This is a genomic window from Glutamicibacter sp. BSL13 (assembly GCF_052928425.1).
The window spans coordinates 1-12,273 of record NZ_JAVGCZ010000086.1 but is presented as its reverse complement, the minus strand read 5'-3'; the positions used below and the strand labels follow the sequence as shown (position 1 = coordinate 12,273).

The following is a 12,273-nucleotide window of genomic DNA, read 5'->3' as shown; positions in this document are numbered from 1 at the left end:
CCGAGGCGCTGGGGTTGGACGCGGCCGCGCACTACGTGCCGGTCGCCGTCGGGCTGATGCTGCCGGCCGGGCAGAGCCCCACGAGCATGCAGCTGCGCGAACGCGAGGTGCTGGAGGTCATGGACCAGGTGGCCGAGACCATGCGCCTGGGCGTGCTGGCCGGCTCCCTGCGTTCCGGGGTGCTCGGGGCGGTGCTGCCGGTGGCGGCCCGGGAACTGGTCGAGGGAACCTTGCAGCGTTTCTCCCGGGAGCTGGGCGAAAGCCTGAGCCTGACGGTGGCGGTGGGCGTGGGGGCCGAGGCGACCGGGATTTCCCAGTGCGCCAAGAATCTGGAGGATGCCGCGCAGGTGGCCGAGATCGTGCCGAACCTGCCCACCCGCGCCCAGCCCTACTACCGGTTCGCGGACCTGCGCCTGCGCGGGGTGCTGGCGGCCATGGGCCAGGACGCCAGGATGCGCAGCTTCGCCCACACCGAGCTTTCCGGGGTGCTGCAGCCCCTGGACGTGGAGGGGCTGGAACTGCTCGAGCTCTACCTGCGCCACGGCGGGAACAAGTCCGCGCTGGCCAAGGCCGGGTACCTCTCACGCCCCACCCTCTACGCCCGGCTGGCCAAGCTGGAGGACAAGCTGGGGCTATCGCTGGAAAGCGCCGAATCCCGGGCCAGCCTGCAGGTGGCACTGATGTGGTACCGGCTGCACGGCTAGCTCCCGGCGCCGCCTGGTCCTAGCCGTTGGCGTCGGCGGTGGGTTCCGCCTGGCCCGCACCGGGCCCGTAGAGCCGTCGGGCATCGGGCCGCTGCTGCTGGGACCAGTCCGCGATCCATTGCCCGGTGCCCGCGGAGACGTCATGCACGCCCTCCTCCAGCCAGCTGAAGTCCCCGTCCAGCAGCCGCTGGGCCAGCTTGTCATCGGTTTGCGTCGTGTTCCGCCACAGGCGCTCGAAATGCTCCTCGCAGCGCAGCGTCGCCTGCTCGCAGAATGCCTCCGCCAGGGCCAGCGCCGCATCGTGCCGGCCGTCCTGGGCCTCCTGCAGGGCGTGGGTCTTGGAGATTACCGCCGCCATGGCGAACAGTTCGGCGCCAATGTCCACGATGTGCCCCAGGAAGTTCTGCTGGCGTTCCATGGCCGCCTGCCAGCGGGCCATGCCCGCAAACGTTTGGCGGGCAATGCGCCGCGAGGCGCGTTCCACATAGCGCAGGTGCCGGGCCAGCGGACCGTATCCCGAATAGGCGGTGGGCAGGTTCCCGGAGCCCAGCGCCAGCTGGGGCAGCCATTTGGCGTAGAACCCCGAGGCCCCCATCGCGGCCTTCGCCTTCTGCTCCATGCTCGAATCCGACCGGGCCAGGTCCCCGGCGGCCTGCAGGTGCGCGTCCACCGCCTCACGGGCAATGAGCAGGTGCATGATTTCGGTGGAGCCCTCGAAGATCCGGTTGATTCGCAGGTCCCGCACCAGCTGTTCCACCGGCACCGCGCGCTCGCCGCGCTCGGCCAGGGATGCGGCCGTCTCGTAACCGCGTCCGCCGCGGATCTGCAGCAGCTCGTCGGCAATCTTGCAGGAAACCTCCGAACTGTAGAGCTTGGCCAGTGCCGCCTCGATGCGCACGTCCTTCATCCCGGCATCGGCCAGTGAGGCGGAAAGTTCAAAGACCGACTCCAGGGCGTAGGTGCTGGCGGCGATGTAGGACAGCTTGGAGGCCACCGCCTGGTGCCGGCCGATCGGATGGCCCCACTGCACGCGTGCCGCGGACCACTCCCGGGCAATCTTGGTTGCCCACTTTCCGGCCCCGGCGCACATGGCCGGAATGGAAAGCCGGCCGGTGTTCAGCGTGCTCAACGCGATCTTCAGCCCGCTGCCCTCCTTGCCCAACCGGTTGGCCACCGGCACCTTGACCCCGTGGAATCGGGTGACCCCGTTCTCAATTCCGCGTAGGCCCATGAAGGCGTTGCGGTTCTCCACGGTGATTCCGGCGCTGTCCGCCTCCACCACGAACGCGGTGATCCCGCCGCGGCCAGCCGGCTGGGAGCCGGTGGCCTCATGCGGGGCGACGGCGGCCATGACCACCAGCAGCTCGGCCACCACCCCGTTGGTGGTCCACAGCTTCGCGCCGTCCAGGATGTAGTGCTCCCCGTCCTCGCTGAGCCGGGCCTTGGTGCCCAGGCGGGCCGGGTCGGAGCCGACGTCATTCTCGGTCAGCAGAAAGGCGCTGATCGCCCCGGCGGCGCAACGCGGCAGGTAGGTGCGCTTCTGCTGCTCGGTGCCAAAGCTCTTGACCGGTTCGGGCACCCCGATGGACTGGTGGGCCGAGAGCAGCGCCCCGATAGCGGGGGAGACCGAGCCGATGCGCATCAGCGCCCGGCCGTAGTCCAGCAGGCTCAGGCCCAGTCCGCCGTATTCGGTGGGGATCTTCATCCCGAACGCTCCGATGCCGCGCAGCTCGGCGATGGTTTCATCCGGGATGCGGGCCTCGGCCTCGATGCGGGCCGCATCGATGTTCTGCACCAGGGCATCGAGCCGGGAGAGGAAGTGGGCGCCGCGTGCGGCGGCGTCCGGGTCGGGTTGCGGGAACGGGTCGATGAGGGAGAAATCGACATCCCCCATGTACAGGCCCTTGGCGAAACTGGGCCGCTGCCAGTCCTGTTCACGGGAGGCTTCGGCGACTTCCCGGGAGCGGGCCGCGTCGACGTGGTTCAATCCGGCTTGTTGGTTCATGGCAGATCCTTAGTACCAGCGCGCAATCTGCCGGCGGCAGACTGCCAGACCGATGAGGTGCCCCAAGCCTAGCGCCGAACCGGCCCCTGGGGTAGGGGTAGGCGCCGACCCAGGACCCAACAACCCAAGGCCGGATGCACCCCGGCGGGCCGCTCCAGCAGTGGAGCGGCCCGCCGGGGTGCATCCGGCCTTGGGGTCCAGGACCCTAGATCTTGCTGGAGGCCTCGGCCAGGACCGAACGCAGCGTGGATTCGATGTAGTCGAATTCGCTTTGGCCGATGGTGATCGGCGGGGCCAGCTGGATCACCGGGTCGCCGCGGTCATCGGCGCGGCAGTACAGGCCGGCCTCCCACAGGGCCGGGGTCAGGTACTGGCGCAGCAGCCGCTCGGATTCCTCGTCGTTGAAGGTCTCCTTGGTGCTCTTGTCCTTGACCAGCTCGATCCCGTAGAAGTAACCGGCCCCGCGCACGTCACCGACGATGTCAAGATCGGTGAGCTTGGAGAGGGTTTCCTTGAACTTCTCCGCGTTGTTCTTCACGTTCTCGTTCAGCGATTCGCGTTCAAAGATGTCCAGGTTCGCCATCGCCACCGCGGCCGCCACCGGGTGACCGCCGAAGGTGTAGCCGTGGTAGAAGGTGGTGTCGCCCTTGGTGAATGGCTCGAACAACCGATCCGAGGCGATCATGACGCCCAGCGGGACGTAGCCGCTGGTCAGCGCCTTGGCGCTGGTGATGATGTCCGGGACGTAGCCAAAATCATTGCACGCGAACATGGAGCCGATGCGGCCGAAGGCGCAGATGGTTTCATCCGAGACCAGCAGCACGTCGTACTCGTCGCAGATTTCACGCACGCGTTCGAAGTAGCCCGGGGGAGGCGGGAAGCAGCCCCCGGAGTTCTGCACCGGCTCCAGGAACACGGCGGCAACCGAATCGGGGCCTTCGAACTCGATGGCCTCGCGGATCCGTTCGGCGGCCCACAACCCGAAGTCCTTTTCATTGTCGGCAAACATTTCCGGGGCGCGGTAGAAGTTCGTGTTCGGTACCCGGAAGGTGCCGGGCACCAGCGGCTCGAACGGGGTCTTCATGTCCGGCAGCGAGGTGATGGCCAGCGCCCCCTGCGGGGTGCCGTGGTAGGCCAGGGCACGGGAAATCACCTTCGTCTTGCCCGGCTTGCCCTTCATCTTGAAGTGCTGTTTGGCCAGCTTGAACGCGGATTCGACCGCCTCACCGCCGCCGGTGGTGAAGAAAACGCGGTTCAGGTCGCCCGGAGCGTAGCCGGCCAGGCGCTCGGCCAGGTCAATGGCCGGTTCGTGGGCGTAGGACCACAGCGGCATGAAGGCCAACTTTTCGGCCTGCTTGGCCATGACCTCGGCCAGTTCCGTGCGGCCGTGTCCGGCGTTGACCACGAACAGGCCCGAGAGCCCGTCAAAGTATTCCTTGCCCGCATCGTCGTAGATGTTGTGGCCTTCGCCCCGGGTAATGACCGGGACGGTGCCCCCGGAGGCCAGGTGTGAATGGCGGGCCATGTGCATCCACAGGTGGTCGCGGGCGGCTTGTTGGCGGTCTGTGCCGCGTGGAGTTGTGCTCATCTCGTTCCCCAGTTGTATTCCTGTTTCTTTAGCGAGAGGTACATGAAGGTGGTGGTGCTTTTGACCCCTTCGATGCCCCTGATGTTGGCGACGACGCGAAGCAGGTCCTCGTCGTTGGCGCAGATGACTTCCGCCAGGATGTCCGATGGACCGGCGGTGACCACGCAGTAGTCGACCTCGGGCAGGGCCGCGATGCGATCCGCTGTGGTGTTGATGTCTTGGGAGGCGACGATGCCGATCATGGCCTGGCGGGTGAAGCCCAGTTCCAGCGGGTCGGTGACCGCCACGATCTGCATCACGCGGCTTTCGACCAGTTTTTGTACCCGCTGCCGGACAGCGGCTTCACTCAGGCCCACGGCCTTGCCGATAGCCGCATAGGAGCGACGCCCGTCCTCCTGCAGCTGCTCGATGATCTCCTTGGAGATTTCGTCAATTGCGTGGGGGGTACTTCCGTTGTGCGGCACCGTCATTAAATATCGACCTCCCCGGTCATTGCTGGAAGCGCCGTTGCCACCCGGCCGCGGCACTGAGGTGTAATCCCGACCATACAGCGACTAAATCAGTTGTGGAAGGGCTATGGAGAAAATGATTTCGTTGCACCCTTTCGGACGAGTAAAGGATTCTTTCGTTTGGCTCTTGTTTCGCGCCGGAAATGCTGAAAGGATAAGCGGCACCAACGACTGTGGTGCACGCCACAGTTTCCCGTGGACCTTGCTGATGAAGGGAAGCCCATGTCTCACTCGCAAAGACGACTGCCTGAAGATCCACAGATCAGGGCGCTGGCCCAGGCCCTGGCCGCCCGCTCCATGTCCCGCCGTTCGGTGCTGGGGGCCGCCGGCGCGTTGGGACTCACCGGTCTGCTGGCAGCCTGCGGCACCAGCGGCACCGGAGGGGGAACCTCGGCGGCGCCGGTGGACGTCACCGATCTGTCCGACTCCGAAAAGGTCGTGAACTGGGCCAACTGGACGCTGTACCTGGACTACGACGACAAGACCAAGAAGTATCCCACCCTGCAGCAGTTCACCAAGGACACCGGCATCAAGGTGAACTACTCCGAGGACATCGACGGCAACGACACCTACTACGGCAAGGTGCAGGGCCAGCTGGCCGCGGGCCAGGACATTGGCCAGGACATCTTCACCCTCACCGACTGGATGAGTGCCCGGCTGATCCGCCAGGGCTACACCCAGGAACTGGATCACGGCAACATCCCGAACATCTCCAACCTGCTGCCCAACCTGCAGGAGGTGGACTTTGACCCCGGACGCAAGCACTCACTGACCTGGCAGTCCGGCTACGCCGGCATCGCCTGGAACAAGAAGCGTTTCCCCAAGGGCCTGAAAACCGTTGCCGACCTGTGGCAGCCGGAGCTGAAGGGCCGGATCACCGTGTTGGATGAAATGCGCGACACCATGGGATTGCTGATGCTCGACAACGGTGTGGACATCTCGGGGCAGTGGGGCGAATCGGAGTTCGGTACCGCCCTGGATACCCTGCGCCAGAACATTTCCAACGGCCAGATCCGCCAGGTCAAGGGCAACGCGTACAAGGAGGACTTCATCTCCGGGGATGCGATTGCCGGGATCGTGTGGTCCGGGGACATCGTGCAGATGAACTTCGAGAACGACGACCAGTGGGAGTTCGTGCTGCCCGAAGCCGGCGGCACCCTGTGGAGCGACAACATGATGGTGCCCATTGCCGCACCCCACAAGGCCCACGCCGAGAAGTTGATGAACTTCTACTACGAGCCGCAGGTGGCCGCCGAGGTCGCGGCGTACGTGAACTTCATTTCCCCGGTCGTGGGGGCCCGCGAAGCCATGCAGTCCATTGACCCGGAACTGGTGGACAACCCGCTGATCTTCCCCACTGAGGAAGACCTCAACCGTGCCTTCGCCTTCCGGTCTTTGGAACCGGAGGAGGAAACCAGCTTCAGTTCCGAATTCCAAAGCGCCATCGGGGCTTAAGAAGCCGAGGGGAGCAGATTCGTAATGTCTCGTGCACAACACCAGGCAGGGCAGCGGCGCGCGCTTTCCCGGGCGATTGCCGAAGCACAGATGACCCGGCGCGGGGTGCTGGGCGGTGCGGCGGGCCTGGCCCTGGCCGGGCTGCTGGCGGCCTGCGGCACCGGGGGAACGGGCAAGACCACCACCGCTCCCACCGCCGCCGCCGACCTCTCCGACGCGGAGCAACGGCTGGGATGGGCGAACTGGACGCTGTACCTGGACTACGACGACCAGTCCAAGACGTACCCGACACTGGAGAAATTCATCAAGCAGTCCGGGATCGATGTGCAGTACTCCGAGGACATCGACTCCAATGACTCGTATTACGGGAAAATCCAGGGACAGCTGGCGGCCGGGCAGGACATCGGACAGGACCTGATCACTCTCACCGACTGGATGAGCGAACGGCTGATCCGCATGGGGTACGCCCAGGCGCTGGACCACGCCAACATCCCCAACCTGGCCAACCTGCTGCCGGATTTGAAGGACGTGCGCTTTGACCCGGGACGGAAATTCTCACTGACCTGGCAATCCGGCTACACGGGCCTGGCCTGGAACAAGAAGGCCTTCCCCAAGGGGCTGCGTAACGTCGAGGACTTGTGGGATCCGGCGCTCAAGGGACGGGTGACGGTGCTGGACGAAATGCGCGACACCATGCCCATGCTGCTGCTGGACCAGGGCGTGGACATCGCCGGCAACTGGGGTCAGGACGAATACTCCTCGGCCCTGGAAGTGCTCGAACGCAACATCGCCAACGGGCAGATCCGGCAGGTCAAGGGCAACTCGTACAAACAGGACTTCGTCTCCGGGGACGCCCTGGCCGGGATCGTGTATTCCGGGGACATCACCCAGCTGAACTTCGAGGAGGGGGACCAGTGGGAGTTCATCATGCCCGAGCGGCGGGGGCTGATCTGGTCCGACAACTTCATGGTGCCCATCGGGGCCCGGCACAAGGCCAACGCCGAGAAGCTCATGGACTTCTACTACGACCCGGTCGTCGCCGCGGAGGTGGCCGCATACGTGAACTACCTCTGTCCGGTGGTCGGCGCCCAGCAGGAAATGGCCAAGATCGACCCGGAGCTGGTCGAGGACCCGCTGATCTTCCCGGATCAGGAGTTCCTGGCCAAGGCCACCACCGAACGTGAACTGTCGGTTGAGGAAGAAACCGACCTGCAGAACCAATTCCAAGCAGTCATTGGGGTATAGGACGAAATGAACACTCAAATTCGCAGCCGGGAATCGGCCAAGACCCGCACCAACACCAGCGAAGGCGCGGATCTGCACCTGCGCAGCATCTCCAAGCGCTTCGCGGAATTCATTGCCGTGGACCAGCTGGACCTGACGGTGCCCTCGGGCACCTTCTTCGCCCTGCTCGGCCCCTCGGGCTGCGGCAAGTCCACCACCCTGCGGATGATCGCCGGACTGGAGGCCCCCAGCGTGGGCAGCATCTCCATCGGCGGCCAGGACGTCACCCAGCTGCCCAGCCACCAGCGGCCGGTGAACACGGTGTTCCAGTCCTACGCGCTGTTCCCGCACATGAGCGTGCTGGAGAACGTGGCGTTCGGGCTCAAGCGCAAGAAGGACCGCGAAGCGATGCCCAAGGCGAAAGCCGCCCTGGAGCTGGTGGAGCTCGGGCACCTGGCCACCCGAAAACCCGCCCAGCTCTCCGGCGGCCAGCAGCAGCGCGTGGCCCTGGCCCGTGCCCTGGTCAACCGTCCCCAGGTGCTGCTGCTCGACGAGCCGCTCGGCGCCCTGGACATGAAGCTGCGCCGCCAGATGCAGCTGGAGCTGAAGAACATCCAAACCGAGGTGGGACTCACGTTCATCCACGTGACCCACGACCAGGAGGAGGCCATGACCATGGCCGACGTGGTCGCGGTCATGAACGAGGGACGCATCGAGCAGATGGGCCCGCCCCGCGAACTCTACGACCTGCCGCGCACCGCCTTCGTGGCCAACTTCCTGGGCAAATCCAACCTGATGCGCGGCGAGGTCACCGGCGGCGAGGCCGGCATGCTGCGCGTGGATGTCGCAGGCAACCAGGTCCTGCTGCCGGCCGAACGCGCCGTCTCCGCCCAGGGACAGATCATGGTTGGGGTGCGCCCGGAAAAGATGCACATCGCCGCCACCCCGGATGCGGTGGAACCGGGGGCGAACCTGCTCAGCGGCACCATCAAGGACGCCTCGTTCACCGGCACCACCACCGAGTACCTGGTGCAGGTGGAGGGGATCGGCCTGCTGGGCACGTTCTCGCAGAACCGCGGGCAGCAGCCCGGGGACGTGGGTGAACGCGTCTACCTCTCCTGGGACCCGGTGCACACCTTCGGACTGGAGGGCAGCGAAAACGCGGCCGCGGGGGTGGAGGAGTCATGAGCACCCCGGTGATGACCAAGCGCGGAAAGATCGCGGACCTGCGCAGCAAGGAGGAGATCAAGGCCGAACGCAAGAAGGGGCGCACCGGCCTGTACCTGGTGCTGCCCGGCATCATCGGGCTGCTGCTGTTCTTCGCGCTGCCGGTGCTGGTGCTGCTGTCCATGTCGCTGTACACCCGCCCACCGGGCGCGGAAATCGGGGAATTCGTCCCCTCCTTCCAGATCAGCAACTACGCCACGGTGCTGTCGGCGTACTGGCCCGAGCTGCTGCGCTCCTTCTGGTTCGCACTGATCGCCACGGTGCTGGCACTGCTGACCGGCTACCCGATGGCGTACCTGGTGGCGGTGCGCCTGCGCAACCACGGGCTGCTCAAGGGCATCCTGCTGGTGCTGCTGATCGCCCCCTTCTTCTCCAGCTTCATCCTGCGCACCCAGGCCTGGAAACAGATCCTGGCCGATGAGGGATTCGTCGCCCAGAGCCTGAAGGCGCTGGCGCTGCTGCCGCCCGACGGGCACCTGACCGCGACACCCTTCGCCGTCGTGGCGGGGCTGACCTACAACTTCCTGCCGTTCATGGTGCTGCCGATCTATGCCAACCTGGACCGCCTGGACACCCGGCTGCTGGAGGCCTCCGGGGACCTGTACGCCAGCCCGGCGACCACCTTCCGCAAGGTCACCCTGCCGTTGTCGGCGCCCGGGGTGTTCGCCGGAACCCTGCTGACGTTCATCCCGGCGGCCGGCGACTACATCAACGCCGCACTGCTGGGCAACAACCGCAACACCACGATGATCGGCCAGGTCATCGACTCCCGGTTCTTCCGGGTCATTGACTATCCGGGGGCGGCGGCACTCAGCTTCGTGCTGATGCTCTCCATCCTGATCCTGGTCATTATCTATATCCGACGTTTTGGCACCAAGGAATTGATGTAGGAGCACATGATGCGACACAAGATTGGACGTTGGATCATCCCGGCCATCGGCGGGCTGGCCTTTATCTACCTGCTGGTGCCGATCGCGTACATATTTATCTACTCCTTCAATGACGCCGGCCGCACCAACCTGGAGTGGCGCGGCTTCACCTGGGGGAACTGGCTGAACCCATGCGGCGCCCCGGCCGTATGCCAGGCACTGGGCAACTCGCTGCAGATCGGGGTGGTCGCCACCGTGATTGCCACCGCGCTGGGAACCTGCGTCGCCCTGGGGCTGGTGCGCTACAAGTTCAGGTTCCGCAACGTCAGTGACCTGCTGATCATCCTTCCCCTGGCCACGCCGGAAGTGGTGCTCGGTGCGGCGCTGCTGGCGCAGTTCTTGAACCTGGGATGGGAACTGGGATTCACCACGATCGTGATTTCCCACGTGGTGTTCTGCATGGCCTTTGTGATTGTCACGGTGCGGGCCCGGGTCTCGGCCCTGGATCCCACACTGGAGGAGGCCGCAGCGGACCTGTACGCCAACCCGCGCACCACATTCTGGAAGGTCACCTTCCCGCTGCTGCTGCCCGGCATCATCGCCGCCGCCCTGCTGAGCTTCGCGATGAGCTTTGATGACTTCATCATCACGAACTTCAACTCGGGCAACTATGAGACCTTCCCGAAGTTCATCTACGTGGCCGCCACGCGCGGCATCCCGGCCCAGGCCAATGTCATCGGCTCGGCCATGTTCATCCTGGCCTTGCTGGTCGTGGTCATCGGGCAGGTGCTCAGCTACCGCAAACGCCGCGCCCTGGAAAAAGCGCAGTAAGCCGCCAAGTGAGACCACCGGCCGCAGGACAGCACCCGTGCTGCGCTACGGCCGGTGGCGGCTGCCGGGCGGGGAGCGCCGGCCACGGTGGCCTACACTTGGTTCCCGGGGCGCAACCCAGGCGGTGGAACGACAGTGAACGGGGTACGGGGCACGATGGAAGATCAGCAAGTCTGGCTCAGCGAGGAACAACGCGAGGCCTGGCTGGCCCTGAACAGCGTGATCACCCTGCTGCCCGGAGCACTGGATACCGAGCTGCAGAACCTGCAGGGCATCACCCTGTTCGACTACCACATGCTCGCGATGCTCTCCGAGGCCCCGGAACGCAACCTGACCATGACCGAGCTGGCCTCGCGCAGCAGCGCCTCGCTCTCCCGGCTGTCCCACGTGGTGAAGAAGCTTGAGGCCCGCGGCTGGGTGGTGCGCCTGCAGTCCAAGGGGGACGCGCGTGTGAAGATCGCCTCATTGACCACCAAAGGATGGGACATGCTGGTGCAGATGGCCCCGCATCATGTGGCCACGGTACGCCAACTGGTTTTCGAATCCCTTGATGACAAGGACGTTAAGGATCTGAGGCGGATTGCGCGAAAAATTGTGCAGCGTCTGGACCCCGAACACTGGATCCTGGAGCGCTCCTGAGCCGATTTGGATTGCCGCCGATTTATTGGCTATCCTAATATGGCGTTAATCGCGCGCTTCGTTGTGCCGCCATTGCGGTGGCATGGTGGGCGTGCGTAGCCCGTAATACCGAATATCGCGACCACCTGAGTACGGGGAAAATGCTCTACCGGTCACGAAGTTCACCGTCTTACATGCTTCAAGGCGCTTCGGTTGGTTCTCACCCAGCCTGGTTACCTTCATAGTGTGCAGTATTAACGGTGTTTCACTGGTTGGCGGGACTCATAACGCCTGAGTGGTATGGGCTCGTTGGCCCTTGTCACGCGCGAGTACCGTCAAATTTTACTACTACTAACTGAGGAGTGATCATGGCAGCTGTATGCCAGGTGACCGGTGCAGTTCCGAACTTCGGACACAGCATCTCCCACTCGCATCGTCGCACCAAGCGTCGTTTCGACCCGAACATCCAGAAGAAGACCTACTGGGTTCCTTCCCTGCGTCGTAAGGTGACCCTGAACGTTTCCGTTCGCGGTATGAAGCTGATCGACGTGCGCGGTATCGACGCCGTTGTTTCCGAACTGCTTGCGAAGGGTGTGAAGCTCTAAACATGGCAAAGAAGGATAAGGACGTACGTCCGATCATCAAGCTGAAGTCGACCGCCGGTACCGGATTCACTTACGTGACCCGCAAGAACCGTCGTAACAACCCGGACCGCATGGTTCTGAAGAAGTACGACCCGGTTGTCCGTAAGCACGTTGAATTCCGAGAGGAGCGCTAAGACATGGCCAAGAAGTCAAAGATCGCCAAGAACGAACAGCGCAAGGTCATCGTCGAGCGTTACGCCGAAAAGCGTCTCGAACTGAAGAAGACCCTTGTGGACCCGAACGCTTCCGACGAGGCTCGCGAAGCAGCCCGCGTGGGCCTGCAGAAGCTTCCTCGTGACGCTTCGCCGGTGCGCGTGCGCAACCGCGACTCCATCGACGGTCGCCCGCGCGGTACCTTCCAGAAGTTTGGTATCTCCCGTGTTCGCTTCCGCGACATGGCTCACCGCGGTGAGCTGCCGGGCATTACCAAGTCCTCCTGGTAAGCACCAAAGTTTAGGGATTCGTCCCCAGCAGCATGCCGCTGCGCCGACTGGCGCGGCGGCATGCTGCCGTTAACGGCCGAACTGGATCATCACGGCCGTGGCTGGTCGGTGCGCCGCTGCCACCAGCGCCGGCGGGCCGCGGGCTCGTTCGAGGGC

13 protein-coding genes are annotated in these 12,273 nt (G+C 64.6%); 10 read left to right on the top strand and 3 right to left on the bottom strand.

Going from position 1 to position 12,273, the window contains the following annotated elements:
* A partial coding sequence (locus RCJ92_RS12655) for a PucR family transcriptional regulator (protein WP_446754742.1) occupies positions 1-704 on the top strand: 704 nt, incomplete at its 5' end.
* A 19-nt stretch (positions 705-723) separates the two neighbouring features.
* Here RCJ92_RS12655 and RCJ92_RS12650 read toward each other — a convergent pair.
* The 3 genes from RCJ92_RS12650 to RCJ92_RS12640 form a co-directional block, all read right to left on the bottom strand.
* Entirely contained in the window at positions 724-2,709 is a 1,986-nt protein-coding gene (locus RCJ92_RS12650) for an acyl-CoA dehydrogenase family protein (RefSeq protein WP_446754741.1), read from the bottom strand.
* Between the two features lie 205 nt (positions 2,710-2,914).
* A complete protein-coding gene (locus tag RCJ92_RS12645; RefSeq protein WP_054821243.1) occupies positions 2,915-4,297 on the bottom strand; it encodes an aspartate aminotransferase family protein in 1,383 nt (460 codons plus the stop codon).
* On the bottom strand, positions 4,294-4,767 hold the full coding sequence (locus RCJ92_RS12640) for an Lrp/AsnC family transcriptional regulator (protein WP_138176647.1): 474 nt from the start codon (positions 4,765-4,767) through the stop codon (positions 4,294-4,296). Before RCJ92_RS12640 ends, RCJ92_RS12645 begins: the two co-directional genes overlap by 4 nt.
* Before the next feature lie 261 nt (positions 4,768-5,028).
* On the opposite strand from RCJ92_RS12640, the gene RCJ92_RS12635 reads away from it, so the two are divergent.
* From RCJ92_RS12635 to rpsN, 9 genes are all read left to right on the top strand, one after another.
* Positions 5,029-6,261, top strand: a complete 1,233-nt coding sequence (locus RCJ92_RS12635; protein ID WP_446754740.1) for an ABC transporter substrate-binding protein — start codon at positions 5,029-5,031, stop codon at positions 6,259-6,261.
* 24 nt (positions 6,262-6,285) lie between these two features.
* Positions 6,286-7,506: an ABC transporter substrate-binding protein gene (locus tag RCJ92_RS12630; RefSeq protein WP_138926709.1), complete on the top strand. Its 1,221-nt coding sequence runs from the start codon at positions 6,286-6,288 to the stop codon at positions 7,504-7,506.
* Between the two features lie 6 nt (positions 7,507-7,512).
* Entirely contained in the window at positions 7,513-8,673 is a 1,161-nt protein-coding gene (locus RCJ92_RS12625) for an ABC transporter ATP-binding protein (RefSeq protein WP_138926708.1), read from the top strand.
* A complete protein-coding gene (locus tag RCJ92_RS12620; protein ID WP_446754739.1) occupies positions 8,670-9,602 on the top strand; it encodes an ABC transporter permease in 933 nt (310 codons plus the stop codon). The genes RCJ92_RS12625 and RCJ92_RS12620 overlap by 4 nt, the downstream gene beginning before the upstream one ends.
* A gap of 9 nt (positions 9,603-9,611) precedes the next feature.
* Positions 9,612-10,412: an ABC transporter permease gene (locus RCJ92_RS12615; RefSeq protein WP_138177556.1), complete on the top strand. Its 801-nt coding sequence runs from the start codon at positions 9,612-9,614 to the stop codon at positions 10,410-10,412.
* Between the two features lie 156 nt (positions 10,413-10,568).
* Positions 10,569-11,051, top strand: a complete 483-nt coding sequence (locus RCJ92_RS12610) for a MarR family winged helix-turn-helix transcriptional regulator (protein ID WP_054821835.1) — start codon at positions 10,569-10,571, stop codon at positions 11,049-11,051.
* 347 nt (positions 11,052-11,398) lie between these two features.
* On the top strand, positions 11,399-11,635 hold the full coding sequence (gene rpmB, locus RCJ92_RS12605) for a 50S ribosomal protein L28 (RefSeq protein ID WP_054821836.1): 237 nt from the start codon (positions 11,399-11,401) through the stop codon (positions 11,633-11,635).
* A gap of 2 nt (positions 11,636-11,637) precedes the next feature.
* Positions 11,638-11,808 (top strand): 50S ribosomal protein L33, encoded by a 171-nt coding sequence (gene rpmG, locus RCJ92_RS12600; protein ID WP_054821834.1) that lies wholly within the window; start codon positions 11,638-11,640, stop codon positions 11,806-11,808.
* Between the two features lie 3 nt (positions 11,809-11,811).
* Entirely contained in the window at positions 11,812-12,117 is a 306-nt protein-coding gene (rpsN, locus tag RCJ92_RS12595) for a 30S ribosomal protein S14 (RefSeq protein WP_054821833.1), read from the top strand.
* The last annotated feature ends 156 nt before the right edge of the window (positions 12,118-12,273 follow it).